We start from the raw sequence: 19,424 nt of genomic DNA, 5'->3' as shown, positions 1-19,424 counted from the left end.
GTTTCGAGTTATTTGATTTCTCACTAATTTTCTATTCTTCACAGTGTAATTGTCCTGCGGTTCCTTGTCCGTCGTTTTCAACTGCTTGTTCTAATGCTTTCCAAGCAAGTGTTGCACATTTGATCCGTGCGGGAAATTTTGCCACGCCGCTAAGCATCGCTGCATCACCTAATTTTTCTTCCTCTGGTACACCATTTCCTTGCACCAACTGAGAAAAATCTTCAGCCAACTGTTCTGCTTCAGCTAATGTCTTCCCAATCACCGCATCTGTCATCATACTAGCACTCGCTGTACTAATCGAACACCCACTTCCGCTAAAGGCAATATCTTTAATAACATTGTCTTGAATAGCCACTTGCAATTCGATCACATCGCCGCAAGTTGGGTTATTCATTTCGATTTTTTTGCTTGATTCAGCCAATGTTCCATGATGATGAGGATGGCTGGAATGATCCAAAATCACTTGACGGTATAAATTATCTAATCTAGATAGAGCCATGTTGGAAAAACTCCTTTGTCGCTAAAATTGCTTCGATCAATCGATCCGCATCTGCTTTGGTATTGTATAGGTAGAAACTCGCACGAGCCGTTGCTGGCACATTTAAATACTTCAATAATGGCTGCGCACAATGATGTCCTGCACGAACTGCCACACCTTCCATATCTAACGCCGTTGCGGTGTCATGTGGGTGTAATCCATCTAAATTAAACGCCAAAACGCCTGTATGATGGTCTGGATCTTGCGGTCCGTAAACTGTCAGCCCTTCAATTGCCAATAGTTTTGGCAACACATAAGCTACTAATTCCGCTTCATGTTGATGAATTTCTTCTAATCCAATTTCCATTAGAAAATCGATTGCCGCACCTAAAGCGATAGCTCCAGCAATATTTGGTGTTCCTGCCTCAAATTTCCAAGGTAGTTCCTTCCACGTACTATCATACAAATTCACGAAATCGATCATTTCACCACCAAATTCTACGGGTTCCATTTGATCTAGTAATTCACGTTTTCCATATAATACACCAATTCCAGTTGGACCACACATCTTATGCCCACTAAATGCGTAAAAATCAGCATCGATTGCTTGAACATCTACTGACATATGGGGTACCGCTTGAGCACCATCGACAACTAAAACAGCACCGTGACTATGAGCTAACTCTGCCAACTCTGCCACTGGATTGATCACGCCTAAGACGTTAGACACGTGAGCAATAGAAACAATCTTGGTTTTATCCGTGATTTGTTTTTTTGCACTTTCCATATCTAAAAAGCCATCTGCTGTGATCTCGATATATTTTAAGGTTGCGCCTTTGCGTTCTGCTAATTGTTGCCAAGGAATGATATTAGAGTGATGTTCCATGTAAGAAATCACAATCTCATCTCCTGCTTCAACGGCTAAATCACCATAGCTTTTTGCAACCCAGTTTAAACTCGTCGTTGTGCCTCGGGTAAAGAGCGTTTCTGCTGTTTCTTTGGCATTGATAAAGGCTCTAACTTTTTCACGAGCCGCTTCATAATCTTTGGTCGCACGTTCTGCCAACGTATGCACACCACGGTGAACATTAGCATTATCGTGTTCGTAATAATAAGTCAGTCTATCCAAAACTGCTTTCGGTTTTTGAGTTGTTGCTGCATTATCCAGATAAACAAGCGGCTCGTCATTTACTTCTTGAAACAAGATGGGAAACTGCTGCCGAATCTTATCTGCGTTTATCATGCATTCAACTTCCCTTCGATTACGTCTACAAATTCTTTTTGAACATCCTTAACAGGAATCGCTGTAATCACTGAACCTAAGAAGCCACGAATAACCAAACGTTCCGCATCATCTTTACGTAAACCACGGCTCATTAAGTAGTACATTTCTTCTGGATCAACACGACCAACGCTGGCTGCGTGTCCTGCAGTTACTTCATTTTCATCGATCAATAGAATTGGGTTGGCATCGCCACGGGCTTTATCAGAAAGCATTAAGACACGACTTTCTTGTTGGGCATCTGCCCCTTTAGCTCCTTTTAAGATGTGACCGATTCCGTTAAATGTTAAAGTACCACGTTCACGAATAACACCATGTTGTAGAATATGCCCCACAGAGTGAGACGCTTTATTCGTCACACGAGTATCGATTCCTTGAGTTTGTTTGCCAGCACTGATTGCCACAACTTTCACTTCTGAATGAGAGCCTTCACCTACTAAATCAGAATCAAAATCGGCAACCACGTCACCGTCATTCATCACGCCTAACGCCCAATCAACAGAGGCATCACGCATGATATGTCCACGACGGTTCATATAGGTTGAAACGTTTTCGCCTAATTGGTCTACAGCAGAATATTTCACTTTTGCACCAGCTTTGGCAATCACTTCAACCACGATATTCGCAGACACTTTGACTTTTTGATCTCCAATAGTTTGGAATCGTTCTAAATAGCTAAACTCACTATGTTCGTCCGCTACGATCAAAACATGTTTGAAGAACGATTCTTCACTCGCTGAATCTTGAATAAAGATTGCTTCGATCGGTTCTTCGATGACAACATTTTTCGGTACATATAAGAATACACCGCTATTCATAAAAGTTGTATGGAAAGCTGTTAATTTATCTTCATCCATTTCAACCGCTTTGTTCATATAGTATTCTTTGACTAAATCACCATGTTCTTGTAGTGCTGTGAACATATCCGTGAAAATTACCCCTTGATCGGCTAATTTTGCTGAAAGTTGTTCAAACGCTGTAATCGACCCTTGTTGCACGATTACTGGGTTGTCTTTCATTGCGTCAAAGCTTGGGATGTTCATTGTTTCAGGTGCATACTCTTCAGTATTCACATTAAACAAAGGCCAACGGTGAAATTTCACACGTTCGATCTTTGGTAATTCTAAGTTTTCAGCTTTTTCTAAAGCCGCTACACGTAAGTCGGTCATCCAAGTAGGTTCTTCGTTACGGGCTGAAAAAGCTTTAACGTCGTCAAGATAATTCGCTGTTGTTATTTCCTTCATTTATCTTGTCCTCCTTATGCTTCTTCTTTGTATTCGATACCTAATTCTTGGCTGATGCCAGCATATCCTTCTGCTTCCAAACGTTTTGCAAGTTCTGCACCGCCAGTTTTAACCACACGGCCTTCCATCATGATATGCACCACATCCGGTGTGATGTAGTTCAATAGACGTTGATAGTGAGTGATGATCAACGCGCCAAAGTTTTCACCGCGCATTTCGTTTACGCCTTTTGATACGACTTTCAACGCATCGATATCTAAACCAGAATCGATTTCATCTAAAATGGCAAATGTTGGTTCCAACATCAATAATTGTAGGATTTCGTTCCGTTTCTTTTCTCCACCAGAGAAGCCTTCGTTTAAGTAACGTTCAGCCATTTCTTCTGGCATATTTAAAAGTTCCATTTTTTTATCTAATTTTTTGATGAATTCCATGACTGAAATTTTGTCGTCTTCATCACGTTTGGCATTGATTGCCGCACGCATGAATTCAGCATTGGTGATTCCTGGAATTTCACTTGGATATTGCATGGCAAGGAATAAACCTAAACGGGCACGTTCGTCCACTTCAAGTTCTAATACATTTTCTCCGTCAAACAAGATTTCGCCTTCTGTGACTTCGTAATTAGGATTTCCCATGATCGCCGCAGATAAGGTTGATTTACCTGTTCCGTTAGGCCCCATGATTGCGTGGATTTCACCTGTTTTCATTGTCAGGTTAACCCCTTTTAAAATCTTTTTATCTTCGATTGATACGTGTAAATTTTTAATTTCTAAAACGGACATGTACAATTCCCTCCAACTTAAAATAATTATTTTATCGTTCTCATTCATTTTATCCTAATTGAGAATGATAAGCAATCTCTTTACTAGAATAATTCTTGTTTAATCTAGGTTTTCTTTGTGAAAAAATGGACTTAATTAGAATCTTTCTAAAATGGTTATCGTTATTAATATAATTATAGGCGTAACTTTTTTGCAAGCTTCGACTACCAACCACCAGAAAAGCCACCTCCTCCTGATGAACCGCCGCCACCAGGAGAATCACCACTGGAACTAGAACTTGAACTATTATGATAAGAATCTGAGCCGCCACTCAATGATAAATTACTAAAATCAATGTATGAAATGACACTTAAACGCTTAATATACTTATAGTTTGATAAATCAATCCCCGGAAGTTCTGTGATAAAAAGCATATCATGAATATCTTTACTTGCTTCTCTATAGTATGAAACATCAATATTTTTAATTTTCTTCTTTGCTTTTTTATAAGCTTTAGGCATTTTTTCCGACAATCTTTGTGTTGATTTTTCAGAAAAATCTAGTGCTAATGTGTTTTCATTTAACAATAAAAAATAAGTCGTCAGCATGATTAATAATGATTCTTGTTTAGGTTTTTTTAACGTTTGTGTCTTAACGAATGTTTGAACAAGATTTTTAGTTTCAAGAAAATTCTTACGCGCCAATAAAAAGCTATCCAATAGTTGCTGCATCTGCTTATAATTTTCCATCAAGCAACTTTTAAGTTTCTCATTTGCCTGTTCCAAATGCGTTTGATCCACTAAAATCTCCTTTGTCTTCAGATAATAATCCGACCAAAATGGGGCGGCAAGTTCTATACACATTTCACAATAAGTTTGTCTATTTTTTTCTGGCATTTGTTCTAGTTTGCCTTTGCCAGTATTTCTTGCCAGCTCGATTATAACGTCTTCAAATAAACATTCAGCTATTTTCTTTTGTATTCGTTCATATTTATTAAAATGAGCAAAAAACATTGGGACTAAATAACTACCGTCGATCTTTTCTAAAATTGATACTTTTTTTGTTTTACTCACGATAAAAATTTTTTTATTACGTATCGGAGCCATTAGCAAGCTATTTTTAGCATCACTTCTTATCAAATAAACGGATCCTGCATAAATTATAATCAATATTATAATTAAAATAATGACATAAAATCCCCATTTCAAGATTATCGCAACATAATCGAATAAATCCTTCTTTGGCTCTTGATAAGTACTATTGTATTCATTTGCTTTTGTTACCTCTTGCTTAGAAAGATCATAATGCCCATATCTTTGTTTCACTGTAGTAATTATATTTTGGCTGATTTTTTGAATTCCTTCATCATAGTTTTCTGCTCTGAAAAGTTCTTCTATCTCTAGAGGAATGATTTCTCTTTTCATACTGTCTGTTATAATTTCCTCTACGCCATAGCCTACTTCTAATCGATATTTTCGATCCTCAAGCGCAATAACAAATAAAAAACCATTATCCAGTTCCTTAGTCCCTATACCCAATGCTTCAAATGATTCAACTGCGTATGACTCGATGGATTGATTTTTTGGTAAATGTTTTATTGTTTTTACAACAAATTGTGGACTACCGGTCAGTTGTTGAAAGTCTTGCTCATTGGCACGAATAATCAACTCTTTGGTTTGTTCGGATAAAACTTGCGCCTCATCATCAACATAAACACGTTCCCCTACAACATCTTCCCCAAAATATAATGCAACAATACCTAATGAAATCAGTAAAAATATAAATCTTTTAATCATTTTGACTTGTTTATACTTATGGTTATTCTTCATCCCTTAAACTCCAATACCTTTTTATTTTAAACTCCTATCATTTAATTATTCCATAAGCTTTTATAAACTTCAAATTGAAAAAGAAAATTAGACAAAGAGCGTAAAAAAGACAGAAAAATCAATTAAGATTTTTCTGTCTTTCGTTATTATTTATCAACTGGTTTAACTGATCCATCCCATTTTTCAAGGATCCAATCTTGGATTTCTTTGCTGTGTAATGCATCAACTAATTTTTTGATTTTATCACTATCTTTATCCTCAGAACGAACCGCTACGATGTTTACATATGGGGAATTATCTTTTTCAAGTAAAACTGAATCTTTCAAAGGATTCAAGCCAGTACCATAAGCAAAGTTTGCATTGATCGCTACAAGATCTGCTTCGTCGTTATTATACGTTGTTGTTAGAACTTCTGGATTGATATTATGGATAAACTTCAAGTTTTTAGGGTTCTTGTCGATATCTTCAAATGTCGCTGTTTCTAAATCGACACCATCTTTCACTGTTACTAAATCCGCATCTTGTAAAATCGTAATAATACGACCCCAGTCAGATTCAGAGTTTGATGTAATGACCGTTGCGCCATCTTTTAAGTCCTTGATATCTTTGATTCGTTTTGAGTATAAGCCCATTGGCTCGATATGAATCCCGCCAGCATTTGCGAAATCATAATTGTTTTCTTTGACTTGTAAATTGAAGTATGGAATATGTTGGAAGTAATTCGCATCGATATCGCCTTCTGCCAAGTTTTTATTTGGTAAAATGTAATCATCAAATTGAACGATTTCTAAATCAATGCCTTCTTTTTTCAGAATTGGTTTTACTTGTTCTAAGATTTCAGCATGTGGTGAAGCAGATGCACCGACTTTTAAAACGGATGATTCTTTTTCAGATCCCGCTGACTTACTATCATCTGTTTTGTCTTTTGCTCCTCCACAAGCGACTAATCCAAACGTCACAACTGCTAATGCTGCTAAACCGAATAATTTCTTTTTCATATTTATTTCCTCCAATTATTTTCTATTTTGATTGTTTATCGTTTGTCAGAACGTTTCACTAATTGATCGCCGACAAACTGAATAATAAACACAATAACCAAGATCAAGACTGTTGCGACTAATGTAACTGTATTATTGTTGCGGCTAAATCCTTCTTGATAAGCTAAACCACCAAGTCCGCCACCACCAATGATTCCTGCCATTGCAGTAAAACCGATCATGGTGATCGTTGTTAGTGTAACACCAGATAGTAACGCTGGCGTACTTTCTGGAATCAAGACTTTAAAGATTTTTTGAATTCTAGAAGCGCCCATTGCATCTGCTGCTTCTAAGACCCCGCTATCAACTTCACGAAACGCGATTTCTACTAAACGAGCATAAAATGGTGCAGCTGACACAATCAACGATGGAATCGCTGCTTTTGCTCCAATACCAGTCCCAACTAATTTTCTGGAAAAATCCATCAACAAGATAATCAATACAATATAAGGAATGGAGCGGAAAATATTGCTGACTACTGATAGAATACTGTAACAAATCTTAGCATAAGGTGATTTGTTACGGCTCAAGCTATAAAGTAACAATCCTAATAAAAAACCAATAATAATAACAAAAATCATCGCAACGGCCGTCATAAATAATGTATCGATCGCCGCTTGTTGCATTGATTCTGGATTCACTCGGCTAAAATTTAAATATTTTTCTGCAAATGTTTCATTCGCCATGGTGAATCACCTCCAAACCAACTTCCTTTTCTTTAAAGAACGTCAAAGTTTTTTCGACTTCACTTGTCGTTCCAGTAATCATCACGGTCAATGTTCCAAATGCGCCTTCTTTAGCTTGCTGAACTTGTCCTTGAACAACATTGATATCTACAGCAAACTTACGGATTGCTTGGGAGATCACAGGCTCATTGGCATTATCGCCACTAAATTGCAAGGTTGCAACAAGTCCTGCTGGATTTTCTTTGATCAATTCTTCTAATAACTCTTCTGTATCTTCTTTAGGTTCTAATTCTTGTTGGACAAAACGTTTTGTAACAGCTTGTTTAGGATGTCTAAAGACTTCTAACACATCGCCTTCTTCTACGATTTGCCCTAATTCCATTACCGCAACTTTATTACAAATTTTGCGAATAACGTGCATCTCATGTGTGATCAATACGATCGTTAAGTTTAATGTTTTATTGATTTCAAGTAGAAGATCTAACACTTCATCAGTTGTTTGCGGGTCTAATGCGCTTGTTGCTTCATCACATAAAAGGATTTCTGGATTATTGGCTAACGCTCTGGCAATGCCCACACGTTGCTTTTGTCCACCAGACAACTGACTTGGATAAGCATCTCCGCGACCTTCTAAACCAACTAAATTCAAAAGTTCTTGGGCTCTTTCTTTTCTCACATTCTTTGGAACATTTGCTAATTCTAACGGCAACATGATATTTTCTAAAATCGTTCTTGACCAAAGTAGGTTAAAATGTTGGAAAATCATCCCGATTTTTTTACGAAATTGGCGTAGCTCACGATTTGCCATTTGAGCCACATTTTGTCCCTGAATAATTACTTCCCCTTCTGTTGGTAGTTCTAGACCGTTTAACAAACGAACTAAGGTACTTTTACCAGCACCAGAATAACCAACGATACCATAAATATCTCCTTGATCGACTGTTAGTGACACGTCACTTACAGCTGTTACTTGTCCAGATTTACCTGAAAATTGTTTTTGTACGTGTTGCAATTCGATTAGAGGCATTTTTTCCCCTCCACTTTCTTTGGTTTTGCTTCTTTTTTATTATACTACATGCTTTGTGTTGTGTAGTGAAATAAGTGACAAATCAATTTTCTTGTTTTTATGACCTAGCCCGCCTATTTCGGATTTTGGCTTGGATTATGATTTGGTAGAAATGAAACTTCTCTCACTTCGTTCGCCAAGTATTGTTCATCATCTACTCTGGCAAAGCCAGTCATAGTGATTCACAATAAAAAGCCTCCGTCCCAGTCATTTATCTGACATCAGGACGAAAGCTTGTCTTTCGTGTTACCACCTTGATTTACTATCATTTCACAATAATAGCCTTATACAGTACTTGAATCCGCATACTGTCGTGCTGTAACGGGCACTCCCGTAATAAGTTCACTTCCGCTCACTTATCCCGCTCAAAGACCATCTTCCATCTCAATCATGTTGCCTATTTTCAGCAAACAAGGCTCTCTTCAAACACTTTTGACATGTACTCTTCTTTTCAAAGCTTTTACTTTTATTGATGAAATTATAGCAACATCTAAATGGCTTGTCAATTATTTTTACGCTTGACCCAATTCTGCTTCCTCAACATCTGTCAAAATCGCAATCCACGCTTTTGTTTGATCTGCATCATCTAATACACTTGGATCTTGTTCAGCAGCTTCATTGATCACAGCAACCGTTCCACTTAGTGGCGAACTAAATTCACTGACTGCTTTTTCAGCTTCTACTTCGATCAAAGAATCACCTTTTTTTAACGATTGACCGACCTTTGGCATCGTGGCAAACGTAATATTGCCTAAGTCTTCTTGTGCTTCATTCGTTAAACCGATTTTATAGCCTTCACTTGTCTTTAAAACCCATAAATTATCGATTATTTTCAACTCTTTAGCCATTATTTAATAGCTCCTTCATAATCAGATTCTTTAAATCCATTTGCTAAAAATTGATCTCCCTTAACAAAAATCGGACGTTTGATCAACATACCATCAGTCGCTAATAATTCACTTGCTTCTTTGATCGAAAAGTCATTGACCTTGTCTTTCAATCCTTGTTCTCTATAACGAATACCGCTTGTATTAAAGAAACGACGGACTGGTAAATCACTTTGTTCCATCCAACTTGCTAATTGCTTTGCAGTTGGTGGGTTTTCGATCATATCGATCGTTTCGTATTTCACTTGATGTTGATCTAACCAAGCCTTTGCTTTCTTACAAGTCGAACATTTCGGATACCAGAAAAATGTGTACATTTTAACGCCTTCTTTCATTTAATAGTTTTCGATCGTAGCTTCTTTTTGATATTTCATCGACATAATCAATCCCACGCCTAACATATTTCCTAAAATAGAGGAACCACCTTGGCTAATAAACGGTAACGGAATCCCTGTTAATGGGAGCAATCCAATATTCGCTCCAATATTTTCAAATACGTGGAATAAAATCATCATAATGATCCCAGTTGCAATGTAGGCATAGAATTCATTATTTGTCTCAAAACAAACACGAATCATGCGGTAAATCAAAATAAAGTAGAGCAAGATAATAAAGCAGCCGCCAATGAAGCCAAAGTTCTCACCCACAACGGTGAAAATCATATCTGACTCTCTGACTGGGACATAAACATCACTAACATTAAACCCTTTGCCAAGTAAACCACCAGAACCAATCGCGGTTATCGCTAACGCTGGTTGGAAAGACCGGTCAGGATCATGATGGAAAGGATTTATCCATAGATCGATCCGATCAAATTGGTACGGTTTAAACCCAACTGAATAAAGAAATTCACGTCCCGTAGTCGTGGTTACCAAATAAATTGTCCCAGCTCCTAGTAATAAAGCCGCCAAAAATGTTGGTAAAATAATTTTCCATGTAATTCCTGACATTAAAAATACGCCGCCAAAAATGGCTAAGAAAACTAACATTGTTCCAAAGTCATCCTGCAGTAAAATCAGGATAATGACCGGCATTGTCACCAATAACATTTTACCGATCAGCCAGAAATCAGATTTTATCGTGCGGTTGACATTTTTAACATTATGCATCGTCACTACATAAGCCAACATTAAGATAAAGGCTACTTTCATTAATTCCGAAGGCTGAAAAGTCGTGCCGCCAATGCTGATCCAGTTTTTAGAACCTGTTTGTGATTCTAAAAAAGGGTCATAGAATTTTAAAAGCAACCCCATCATGATCAATCCGATCACATAAAATACTGGAGTCAGCCGCCAGAGAAGCTTGGAGCTGAAATTCATAACAATCACGATACTAACGCCACCGACTAAATACCATAGTCCTTGTTTCATCAGCATATTGCCGATTTCTGGTCGGTTTGGATCATTACTTAAAGCAACATAAAGTGACAATATACCGATGATCGAAAGAAGAAACACAGGTAAGATCACGCCATAATCAATTCTATTATCTAAGTTACGCATTAATTTATTTTTATTCATTCGTCATCCCTTTTCCTTAAATCATACGCTTTTTATTATAACTTTCTATAGGGAGAAAAGAAAGTATAGACTTGATGATTTTGGAAAAACTTTAGGGAATTTGTCAGTTTGACTCTTTTTAATTACCAATTAAAGAGAGTGAGATAATTAAAAAATAGTATTATCTCACTCTCTTTAACTTATAAAGTTTTATTTGGTAGCCCCTAATCTTGCAATCTAATAAAAATAGCCGTCTTTAGACCACAACTAATTATCTGTCCAGAAATACTTGTCTCAATAATTGCTCCTAAGCGGTCTCCTTTTTTTAGTCTACCACAATAGATTCCAAAACCATCATTTCTATTCTTCCAAGCATTTGATCCCCAACCTGCAATTCGATCTTCACCGCCAGCTCTCACACCGTTTTTAACAAAATTATAGTACCAAAAACCATCTACAGTTCCTGATGGTTGACACCAAGATTGAATCAAAATTGCATAATACCCATCTTTGTTTACAACAGCTTCATGCGTTGTTTTGTTCACTGTCACTGGAATTTGTCCAGATGATCCTAGAAGATTCCCAACAGTATTACCAAAACCAACTATTTTCCCGTTCAAAGCTGTACCTGATAGTTGTCCTTCCTTTCCATCTACAATAGATAGCTGAAAATTGCCTTCATCTAATAACTTCATCCCAGCTAATAAAGGAACTTCTAAAAAGTTTTTAGTTCCTGAGATATCTTGATTACTCGTCTTTGTCACAGTATTTTCAAAATTCCCTTGAATCGTTTCCGCTCCATTTTCCATTCCTCTATAAATTTTTTCTAATTCCATCATTTTTCCTCCTTCTTATTTCCGCAATTCAAATATAATTGAACGTAGATTATCTTCATCAATAATCAGATAATTCAATTCATCGATCATTACAATTTCTGCATCTGTTTTATATTCAACTGGCAACGATACAATACTTTCACTCGCTCCCACATGTGTGATCTGACAAGGAATCGACTGACTAGCTGAACCTCCAAAAAGTCCAGTCGGCTCTGTTCCTAAGTTCATAATTCCGATTCCGTGTGTCCATGTTCGAACATTGATTTCAGGCTGTACGCCTAGATCATGCCCAATCGTTACATCAAAACCTACTGGTAAAAACTTAACAAGCAATTGTTCAATGTTTTCTAACCTATCATCCAACACAGGAAATTTCCCATATAGTTCACTACTTCTCGCGTTGATCAGTTCACTATCAACTGTCGCATTTTGCTGAACTTCTCTAAATTGATCTTCTATTTTCGTTTGTCGCTGTTCCACTTGTGTTTGTCTTTTTTCTGTCTTTTCAGCAATCTCTTTGATACGGTTGAATAAAACACTCGAGTATTCTGAGATTCTAGCAATAGCTTCTCTTACATGGCGACGCCACATTTTTGTTCTAACCCACAATGCATATTTTTGCGTTAATGGATCGATGACACCGAATTTAATGGCTTCTTCGATTTCTTCTACATCCGTAGGATCTTTGTAGTCGACCTCGTGATTTTCACCTGTGGGTTGTGTGTCATAAAATTTTTGTTCTGACAATTATTTCACCTACTTTTTCTGTAATTCTTTTACTAGTGTATAAAGTTCTTCTATTTTCGTTTGTTGTTCTGTCAATTTTATTTCTTGTATCTGAATCCGTTCTTTTTGCTCAGTAAGCGTGGTGGATTGTTCTTTTAATCCAGCTTGTTGTTCGCTTAGGCTTTGCTCGAATAACGGCAACATAGAGGTCTGTTCTTCTAACAACTGTGCTTGTACCTTTAAGTTATCAATCGTTCTATTGCTGGCTCCAACATTGCTTTTGACCGTTTCTAATGTTTCACGCATCCCTTTATACTCTAACTGATATTGTGAAAACGTCTTTTTCCCACTGCCAATCGTTAATCGGATTTTTTGTGGATTCAAAATATCGATTTTTTTCTCAATTACTTGTAATGTCTCTTTTTCGTACAAATAAGGATTGAACACTGGATAGGAATTTCCCAGTTTGATGATCTCGTAGCGTTTATCTAACAAGCCCAGTTCAATCACTTCTGCACTCCAAGTGATCAACATCAAACGCTGATTATTTAAATATTCTTGTCCTCTGCGTTTTAAGGTTTGTTTATCAGCTATATTAGGAAATTCGACGGTTGTTTGAATCACACCAAATTTTTTCACTAGTGAGGCATCTTCTAAAAAGTTTTTGCCATTATTCACGCTTTCAATCGTTGTTTTAGGTCGGAATTGATTCGTTTGTGTATCTGTTGTCGTATCCATTTCAAGATCTTTACCGACAGGCACGATTCTTGTAGCTAGTTCAGAAATATCGATTTCTCGACTAGCACTTTTTAGATTACGGGCAATTTGCAAAGGGGTAGTAGAAGTTCTTCCATGCTCTACTAAATAATCTAAATACAATAGCCCATTTTTTTCTCTGAGAATCAAATAACCACCCAAGCGATCAAGTAACTGATTTTTGATTACTTCCGCTGTTTTTCCATAATCTGAACCACGATAAACTTGCTCAGATTCTGTCACGGTCACATTTCCTAGATAGATTCTTTTAAACGGTTCTACTTGAGCATTGTGTTCATTCAATAGTTTTTCTAAAAACTGTCGGACACTCATCACCTTAGATTCCATGTATTTTTGCGTACTATCATATAAAAAAGCTTTTTGATCTTCGCACAATATTTTTTCGATAAAATGACCTTGGCTATTCATCACATTGGAAATTTTTGCGATTCTTCCTTTGAATACTTGACCATTTCGATCAGAAACCGTGACTAAATTGACGATGGGTTCCGCTTTTCGATACAAAGGATTATTGACATTGATTGAAAATTCAAATGTACTAATGCCCAACCCTTCTAATGAAAGTTCTAAATCACCTGAATTCACTTTGTTTCCGAAATTCGCCGGCTCATGTACCACTGTACCTTTTTTATCTTGAGCATCTTTGAAAAGCGTTACTCGATACATTACATCATCACCTCAGTTTCAGTGATAAAACGAATATGACCATTTCCAAGTATCGTAAGGCGATTTTCTCCTCTTTTTAATTTAAAAAATAAATCTTGGTTTTGCCCTTTTTGGATCTCTAGTGATTCTCCATCTTCCATGATCAATTGCATTTTTCCTGTTGCAGTAATGATCGGGCTTGTTGCGTTGACTCCTTCATTGATCAATAAAATAGTCCGCTGACCTTTCACAAAAAATCCAGTCCATTGATCTACTCCGTCGACAAAATAATCTACATCGAATTCGTCAGTATATCCGGCAGCATCTTTCAATGCAAATGGATAACAATCAAAAGTTAATATTAAAGTCAGTGCATTTCGCCCCTGATCATCATCTGCATTTACACTTGTACATTTTCCCAGCCAGTGACAACCGTCCAACCATGAATCTGTAATCGATGTAATCTCGTTTAACATCAATTGTTCTTTCGCTTCTTGTTCTAATCGTTTGCGTTCTTCATAGTCCGTTTGCGGGCGATATAATTTTATTGTGAGTTTGCGATTATCAAACACTCGTTCACCTAATAATCTTGAAAAATCGTAAACACCTTGCATAAAAGGAATGCTCTCGATAATTTCTTGCTCATCGGGACTAGGGGCGTCGTGTTCTAAAACATAATAGCCCGCTTCTTTACTATTGAAGCGTCCCATTTCGATGTATTCATTTATTTCAATTGCCATTAACGATACCTCCCCGCAAAGCCTGCTTGATTTCCTAAAAAGCCGTCCATTTGATTACCAATTCCGCCAACCAAGGCACCACTTTCTAAGACGACTTTCATATTTTTGATGGTTTCGATCATTTCATGCATTTGATTGACCATACTATTTTGCACATCATGTTCTACTTTTACTGTTGCTGTAGGTGTATTAGCATTGGTATCTGATACAGCATTTTGAATTTCAGTGACCATATTTCTAGCGCTTGCAACTGCAACATCTGTATCTTCTTCGATGCCGACTGCCACACCTTGCGCGATAAATTTACCCACAGTATCTCTAAAGAGTCTTGAAGGGGATTTGATTATGGCTTTTTTCTTTGCTTCTTCGTTTACTGCATTTACCAATTGACGCATTGCTTCAACAGCTGATTCTTTTCCTTCATTTATTCCCGCAGCAACCCCAGTTGCCATGTTTAAACCTACTGAATTAAAATCTACTGATTTTGCAGCATTGCTAGCAGCTAGTCCAATTTCGCGCCCAGCACTTCCTGCTTGATCTTTATGTTGTACAACCCCCACTGCATAGGCTCCTGTATTACTTCCACCTGCCGCATTAAATTGAGAATCTCTTTGTTTCAAAGTATCCGTGGCAGCTGTTGAAATTAATTTACTTCCGTTTTGCACGTCTCCTATTTTAGATGTCGAACCTGTATTCATAGAACCAATCAATAAAGCTCCGACCTCATTAGCATCTATCTCTCCAGCTTTCAATCCTTCAATCAGTTTATTCTTACCAACATCTCCTTGCGAGAACAATTCATCAGGCAAGCTACTGATTCCAGCAATTGCATTTTCACTTAATTGCGCCCCAACTTGGGTCAGATCACCACTTTGTAAAGCTGTTACAAGACTGTCAGTAGCTTCAAGTCCTCTACTTTGTAAAATCCCAGCAAGTACTGTCATTTGATCGTTGACACTATTGTTCGATTCACCATATTTGCTTACAATATTGGCTAGCTCTTGCCCCGTCAATTCCCCCATGCCCTTTAGACCATCGGAAACTGTTTCAGCTTTTAGTTGTTCATTTTGCTGTAACATTGTTAACATGTCGGCACCTGCTTGAGTTTGTTGCTCTTTGGTTTGCTCGTTGTGTAAAGTGAGAGCTGTTAGTTGCTGATTTAGATTAGCTTTTTGGACTCCATCAGATGTTTCATTGATTTGTTGTTGTAAAGAGGCAATTTCTTCTTCGTTTGAGACCATCTGATCTTTCCTATTTTGATATAGAGCTTGCGTCGCACTCACTGTTGCTTGTAATTCCGCCTCACTTAATTGTTGACCCGTTGCTAGTTTTTCTTGACTCGCTTCTATGATCAATTGTTGTTGTTCCATCAAACCTTCGCGAACAGCATTGTTTTGATCTTGTAATGTTTTCCGTTGTTCTTCAGATAACTCCTGACCTTCTAAGGTTTTATTGTTTAGCAGCATTTCTTTGTTCGCATTTGCGATGGTCAACATTTCACTGGAGCCGACACTGGCTTGAGTGATCATCATTGAATAGGCATTACTTTGTGCCGCAATTTGTTTTTCACCTGATAGTTCATCCGCTTTTGCAAGTTCTTCGCCAACTTTTTCCTTAATTGATTTCATGCTATCTGCATGTCGACCCATGATTTGTTCTGCTGCTTCAAAACGAGCTGTTGATTGCTCCATTCCTTCGCCCGAAAATGCAGTGATTGCCGCTTGTCCGACTTCAGAATATTTAGATTTCAAGCTATCAATTCTAGTCCCAGCTTCATCTAAGCTGTTTTTATAAGCTTCGCCCATTTCTTTAACTTTATCACCTGTGATTGCGGCTTCTTTACCGAGTTCTTTGGTTGACTCAGTTAATACACCTTTAACAGCTGAATTCTCGCCTAAATTTTTGAAATCATCGACGATGCCACTTATACTATCTTTGACTTTACCAAATTCCTCATCAGCACCTTTGAAATCACCTGTTAAAAGTTTCCAGACGCTTTTTCCTAACGTTAGCAACGTCATAAACCCATTCACAACAGACATAACAGATACCACTAAAAATCTGAACGCATCCACTACTGCTGCTGCAGCAACGACTAGCGTTTCAATTAAAAAAGCGCCAACTGGTTTTAAAACAGACAGTAACTGATTAAAAACGGGTGCTAGACTTGTGACCGATCCTTTGATAACACCAAATGCAGAAGATACGAATCCTTGGATATTATTAAAATTTGATTTCCAAGCCACAGTCATAGCTGCAACGGCTGCAACAATTAAAGCCAGACCAACGCCGATTGGATTTCCTATCAGAAAAGCGCCAAGTGCTTTAAATGCACCGGTTGCCCCAGTCACCATATTGGCAATTTGGTTTTGAAAAAAAGGGACAATTCCTCCTGCGTTTGCAATTGAAAGCTTAACGCCATTCATTCCGATCGTGGCTGATTGACTTAAATTTTTCATTGAAGCCGAGACAGAAGTCCCCATTCCACTAAATAATTCGGTTGTACTCGTTACCATTCCGCTGATTTTATCTTGAAAAAAAGGAGCGACCCCGCCAGATTCTTCAATAGCTGAGCGAAAGTTTGACATTGTTGTTTTAGCAGTTGATTCGATAGTAGAGAAAAATTCTGATATCATATTTCCTGTAGTTGAAATACTATTTAAAAAATCACCACCAAGAGTTTGATTCAACGTTACTAAATCATCTTTAACATTATTAAAAGTCTTGCTATATTCCCCATATTCTTTTAAAATATTCGATACTAATCCAGTTGAAGCACCTAGCAAATCCATGGATCCTGCAACCGTTCCTATATCATTACCTAACTGAATACTTACCTGACTAACCAATTCTGCTGTTGTCGAAAACGCTTCTAAAAATTGAGTTGTCTGTACAATCGAACTTTTTAATTCGTTTGTTTTTTCCATTATTTACCTCCTCCCTTGTTCTTTTTTGCCACTACTTCTTTTGCTCGTAAAAGACGTTTACGCATTTCATACAAATCTTCAGTACTCTCCTGTTTTTGAATACTTTTTTGTTTAAAATCCGCTAAAATCCTTTGCTCATTTTTCTCGTAATCATAAATACTTTTTACATCTTTTATAGCGTAACGTCCCTTTTTCTCCGCCTTAAATAAACGATTAGCAAAAGCGGTCGCATATACTCTTCGTTCTTTTTCATTTTCATTCAGTAAATGAGCTTTCGTTCTCAAAGAATATTCCCAAGGAGTCATTCGCTCGATTTCTTTTAATGTTATATCTGGAAAATAACGAAAACAGCTAAGAACTATTTCGTCATAGCTTGCTCCAAACCGGCTTTGGCTTGTGCTTCGACTGTTTTCATCATTTGTTCGATCGTGGCTTTGATCTTCATCGTTCGTTTTTTCAACAATGGCGCCGATGTTAAGAACTCGATAAAATTTTCAAAGAGTACTTCAACCTCATCTGACGTTTCTAAGTATTCAATGATGTCACGTTCGTCCAACTCGTCATACGTACTTAAACTTGCAATTAGAACTGATTTTAATGCGTTAGGATCACCATCGATCAATCCACCGATCAATAGTGTTAAATTATCTACTTGCTCCGACTCTTTTGGAAGTGCATTGATTTCATTTAAAAATTTGAATCCAAAAATCAAAGGATATTTTTTATCTGCGATCGTTACTACTGCTTTCGTTGCTTTTTTAGCCATGGTTATTCCTCCAATAAGTTTTTTAACAATGAGAGACAAAACTGATCGAGTCTTGTCTCTGCATCGTCATGTTTGATTAAATCAATGTTTATTCAGCTGGCGCTGTTGGTGTTGTTTGTGGTTCGTAAATGGCTTTTGGTTCTTCTGGTTTAGCATCTACCACAGTATCGTAGAAGAATGCTTTCGCAAGCTCATCATTTTCAGCGTCCACTGTTGCTTCTCCATTTACTAACAAACCGTTTAGATTTAACATCGTTGAAACAGATGCATTACTTTCCGCCTCCGCTGCATCAGGAAAGTTCCCTAAAATACCAGTACCATATTGTGCTTTATATTTACGTTTTGCACCTTCTACAGGATTATCGAAAAAGATTCGCCATACTTCGATCTCTTCACCGTTTTCATAAGCATATTCCAGCATACTGAAAACATCCGTATTTGTTTTTAGAAATTCCATTTCGATGTTTGATTCGATACTACCACCTGTTGCCACACTGCCGTCTTTAGTAGCTTGTGTTTCTACGTTTGTTTCACGGTTATACGTATGACTCATTTCCAAAGCTAGTAACCCAGCTTTTTTGTGTGCGCGTTCCTTTAATAATCGAAACATTAATTTGACATTTTTACCATGAATTGCTTTTTCCATAATTGATTCTCTCCTCTTGATTGCTTATTTTTTGTTGCAGCTTAGCTGCTTTACCAGACCTTTTTACGTGGGTAAATGCTTGCACGTTTCCATTGCTTTTTATGTCATCAATGCTTGGACGATGAGTCTCTTCGATCACTCTTTTTCTTTCGTTATAGAAGAAACAAATTTTACGATTGCTTGCGCGTTTTTCTTAGTTACTTCCGTGCTCTCATTGACAACACACTCAATAACATCTAGATCGAAGGGTAGATTATGTTCTAAAAAAATAGCGGTCGCTTCGTTGTATGAAGAAGTTGGTTTCTTCTTCTGGTTTTTATAAGTATCTTTTGCTTTTCTCTTTTTTTGCCAGCGTTGATGCTTTTGTTTGACGATTCTATCTACATCAGCATCTGTATACTTATATTCTTGATTTCTCCCGATTTTAACTCTCTCCCTTTTGTACGTTTCTCTCGACAATTGCTATGAACTAATATTAATTTATTTTGCGGGAAACTACCGTTCACAATTCTCCCATTATTCTTTCACCTTTCTATTGGTGATCGTTGTTCGTTGAAATAAATTCGACAAAAAAATAGGCGATACAAAA

The 19,424-nt window shown here is 37.3% G+C and carries 21 protein-coding genes and 1 other annotated feature; all 21 genes read right to left on the bottom strand.

Going from position 1 to position 19,424, the window contains the following annotated elements; all coding sequences use genetic code 11:
- Positions 1-31 precede the first annotated feature (31 nt).
- The 21 genes from sufU to A5821_RS01190 all read right to left on the bottom strand — a co-directional run bounded on the left by sufU (position 32) and on the right by A5821_RS01190 (position 19,294).
- On the bottom strand, positions 32-499 hold the full coding sequence (gene sufU / locus A5821_RS01290) for a Fe-S cluster assembly sulfur transfer protein SufU (protein ID WP_086312645.1): 468 nt from the start codon (positions 497-499) through the stop codon (positions 32-34).
- Positions 486-1,721 carry a cysteine desulfurase gene (locus tag A5821_RS01285; protein ID WP_086312643.1) on the bottom strand — a complete coding sequence of 412 codons (1,236 nt, stop codon included), beginning with the start codon at positions 1,719-1,721 and terminating at the stop codon, positions 486-488. The genes sufU and A5821_RS01285 overlap by 14 nt, the downstream gene beginning before the upstream one ends.
- Positions 1,718-3,004: a Fe-S cluster assembly protein SufD gene (gene sufD / locus A5821_RS01280; RefSeq protein WP_086312641.1), complete on the bottom strand. Its 1,287-nt coding sequence runs from the start codon at positions 3,002-3,004 to the stop codon at positions 1,718-1,720. Before sufD ends, A5821_RS01285 begins: the two co-directional genes overlap by 4 nt.
- A 14-nt stretch (positions 3,005-3,018) precedes the next feature.
- Positions 3,019-3,789, bottom strand: a complete 771-nt coding sequence (sufC, locus tag A5821_RS01275; RefSeq protein WP_069664030.1) for a Fe-S cluster assembly ATPase SufC — start codon at positions 3,787-3,789, stop codon at positions 3,019-3,021.
- 203 nt (positions 3,790-3,992) lie between these two features.
- Complete coding sequence (locus tag A5821_RS01270; RefSeq protein ID WP_086312639.1) at positions 3,993-5,597, bottom strand: TPM domain-containing protein; 1,605 nt, start codon at positions 5,595-5,597, stop codon at positions 3,993-3,995.
- A gap of 146 nt (positions 5,598-5,743) precedes the next feature.
- Entirely contained in the window at positions 5,744-6,595 is an 852-nt protein-coding gene (locus A5821_RS01265) for a MetQ/NlpA family ABC transporter substrate-binding protein (RefSeq protein WP_086312637.1), read from the bottom strand.
- 35 nt (positions 6,596-6,630) lie between these two features.
- Positions 6,631-7,320 (bottom strand): methionine ABC transporter permease, encoded by a 690-nt coding sequence (locus A5821_RS01260; RefSeq protein WP_086312635.1) that lies wholly within the window; start codon positions 7,318-7,320, stop codon positions 6,631-6,633.
- A complete protein-coding gene (locus A5821_RS01255) occupies positions 7,310-8,347 on the bottom strand; it encodes a methionine ABC transporter ATP-binding protein (protein ID WP_086312633.1) in 1,038 nt (345 codons plus the stop codon). Before A5821_RS01255 ends, A5821_RS01260 begins: the two co-directional genes overlap by 11 nt.
- A 258-nt stretch (positions 8,348-8,605) precedes the next feature.
- Positions 8,606-8,850: a binding site (T-box leader), on the bottom strand.
- Positions 8,851-8,898: 48 nt separating this feature from the next.
- Complete coding sequence (locus A5821_RS01250; RefSeq protein WP_283936099.1) at positions 8,899-9,237, bottom strand: glycine cleavage system protein H; 339 nt, start codon at positions 9,235-9,237, stop codon at positions 8,899-8,901.
- Positions 9,234-9,590, bottom strand: a complete 357-nt coding sequence (locus tag A5821_RS01245; RefSeq protein WP_086312631.1) for an arsenate reductase family protein — start codon at positions 9,588-9,590, stop codon at positions 9,234-9,236. Before A5821_RS01245 ends, A5821_RS01250 begins: the two co-directional genes overlap by 4 nt.
- Positions 9,591-9,608: 18 nt before the next feature.
- Positions 9,609-10,793: an FtsW/RodA/SpoVE family cell cycle protein gene (locus A5821_RS01240; RefSeq protein WP_086312629.1), complete on the bottom strand. Its 1,185-nt coding sequence runs from the start codon at positions 10,791-10,793 to the stop codon at positions 9,609-9,611.
- A 203-nt stretch (positions 10,794-10,996) separates the two neighbouring features.
- A complete protein-coding gene (locus A5821_RS01235; protein ID WP_086312627.1) occupies positions 10,997-11,608 on the bottom strand; it encodes a hypothetical protein in 612 nt (203 codons plus the stop codon).
- Positions 11,609-11,623: 15 nt separating this feature from the next.
- Positions 11,624-12,355, bottom strand: coding sequence for a hypothetical protein (locus A5821_RS01230; protein WP_249921812.1), 732 nt, complete (start codon positions 12,353-12,355; stop codon positions 11,624-11,626).
- 9 nt (positions 12,356-12,364) lie between these two features.
- Entirely contained in the window at positions 12,365-13,777 is a 1,413-nt protein-coding gene (locus A5821_RS01225) for a phage tail protein (protein WP_086312625.1), read from the bottom strand.
- The gene (locus A5821_RS01220) at positions 13,777-14,496 is read right to left on the bottom strand and encodes a hypothetical protein (protein WP_086312623.1); all 720 of its coding nucleotides are present in this window, start codon (positions 14,494-14,496) and stop codon (positions 13,777-13,779) included. The genes A5821_RS01225 and A5821_RS01220 overlap by 1 nt, the downstream gene beginning before the upstream one ends.
- Positions 14,496-17,423 carry a hypothetical protein gene (locus A5821_RS01215; protein WP_086312621.1) on the bottom strand — a complete coding sequence of 976 codons (2,928 nt, stop codon included), beginning with the start codon at positions 17,421-17,423 and terminating at the stop codon, positions 14,496-14,498. The genes A5821_RS01220 and A5821_RS01215 overlap by 1 nt, the downstream gene beginning before the upstream one ends.
- Positions 17,423-17,707 (bottom strand): hypothetical protein, encoded by a 285-nt coding sequence (locus tag A5821_RS01210; protein ID WP_139844034.1) that lies wholly within the window; start codon positions 17,705-17,707, stop codon positions 17,423-17,425. Before A5821_RS01210 ends, A5821_RS01215 begins: the two co-directional genes overlap by 1 nt.
- Positions 17,708-17,781: 74 nt before the next feature.
- Positions 17,782-18,189, bottom strand: a complete 408-nt coding sequence (locus tag A5821_RS01205) for a tail assembly chaperone (RefSeq protein WP_086312616.1) — start codon at positions 18,187-18,189, stop codon at positions 17,782-17,784.
- A gap of 88 nt (positions 18,190-18,277) precedes the next feature.
- Complete coding sequence (locus A5821_RS01200; RefSeq protein ID WP_086312614.1) at positions 18,278-18,835, bottom strand: phage major tail protein, TP901-1 family; 558 nt, start codon at positions 18,833-18,835, stop codon at positions 18,278-18,280.
- The gene (locus A5821_RS01195; RefSeq protein WP_170922924.1) at positions 18,813-18,974 is read right to left on the bottom strand and encodes a hypothetical protein; all 162 of its coding nucleotides are present in this window, start codon (positions 18,972-18,974) and stop codon (positions 18,813-18,815) included. The genes A5821_RS01200 and A5821_RS01195 overlap by 23 nt, the downstream gene beginning before the upstream one ends.
- A complete protein-coding gene (locus tag A5821_RS01190) occupies positions 18,971-19,294 on the bottom strand; it encodes a hypothetical protein (protein ID WP_086312612.1) in 324 nt (107 codons plus the stop codon). Before A5821_RS01190 ends, A5821_RS01195 begins: the two co-directional genes overlap by 4 nt.
- Positions 19,295-19,424: the final 130 nt, after the last annotated feature.

The sequence above is a fragment of the Enterococcus sp. 7F3_DIV0205 genome (genome assembly GCF_002141365.2).
GTDB lineage: Bacteria > Bacillota > Bacilli > Lactobacillales > Enterococcaceae > Enterococcus_L > Enterococcus_L palustris.
Note: the sequence above shows the minus strand (reverse complement) of the source record. Positions and strands in the feature narration are given on the sequence as shown.

What these genes read in the sequence shown, in the direction of transcription:
- sufU (WP_086312645.1), bottom strand. Translation starts at nt 499, where the DNA reads ATGGCTCTATCTAGATTAGATAATTTATACCGTCAAGTGATTTTGGAT.
- A5821_RS01285 (WP_086312643.1), bottom strand. Translation starts at nt 1,721, where the DNA reads ATGATAAACGCAGATAAGATTCGGCAGCAGTTTCCCATCTTGTTTCAA.
- sufD (WP_086312641.1), bottom strand. Translation starts at nt 3,004, where the DNA reads ATGAAGGAAATAACAACAGCGAATTATCTTGACGACGTTAAAGCTTTT.
- sufC (WP_069664030.1), bottom strand. Translation starts at nt 3,789, where the DNA reads ATGTCCGTTTTAGAAATTAAAAATTTACACGTATCAATCGAAGATAAA.
- A5821_RS01270 (WP_086312639.1), bottom strand. Translation starts at nt 5,597, where the DNA reads ATGAAGAATAACCATAAGTATAAACAAGTCAAAATGATTAAAAGATTT.
- A5821_RS01265 (WP_086312637.1), bottom strand. Translation starts at nt 6,595, where the DNA reads ATGAAAAAGAAATTATTCGGTTTAGCAGCATTAGCAGTTGTGACGTTT.
- A5821_RS01260 (WP_086312635.1), bottom strand. Translation starts at nt 7,320, where the DNA reads ATGGCGAATGAAACATTTGCAGAAAAATATTTAAATTTTAGCCGAGTG.
- A5821_RS01255 (WP_086312633.1), bottom strand. Translation starts at nt 8,347, where the DNA reads ATGCCTCTAATCGAATTGCAACACGTACAAAAACAATTTTCAGGTAAA.
- A5821_RS01245 (WP_086312631.1), bottom strand. Translation starts at nt 9,590, where the DNA reads ATGTACACATTTTTCTGGTATCCGAAATGTTCGACTTGTAAGAAAGCA.
- A5821_RS01240 (WP_086312629.1), bottom strand. Translation starts at nt 10,793, where the DNA reads ATGAATAAAAATAAATTAATGCGTAACTTAGATAATAGAATTGATTAT.
- A5821_RS01235 (WP_086312627.1), bottom strand. Translation starts at nt 11,608, where the DNA reads ATGGAATTAGAAAAAATTTATAGAGGAATGGAAAATGGAGCGGAAACG.
- A5821_RS01225 (WP_086312625.1), bottom strand. Translation starts at nt 13,777, where the DNA reads ATGTATCGAGTAACGCTTTTCAAAGATGCTCAAGATAAAAAAGGTACA.
- A5821_RS01220 (WP_086312623.1), bottom strand. Translation starts at nt 14,496, where the DNA reads ATGGCAATTGAAATAAATGAATACATCGAAATGGGACGCTTCAATAGT.
- A5821_RS01215 (WP_086312621.1), bottom strand. Translation starts at nt 17,423, where the DNA reads ATGGAAAAAACAAACGAATTAAAAAGTTCGATTGTACAGACAACTCAA.
- A5821_RS01205 (WP_086312616.1), bottom strand. Translation starts at nt 18,189, where the DNA reads ATGGCTAAAAAAGCAACGAAAGCAGTAGTAACGATCGCAGATAAAAAA.
- A5821_RS01200 (WP_086312614.1), bottom strand. Translation starts at nt 18,835, where the DNA reads ATGGAAAAAGCAATTCATGGTAAAAATGTCAAATTAATGTTTCGATTA.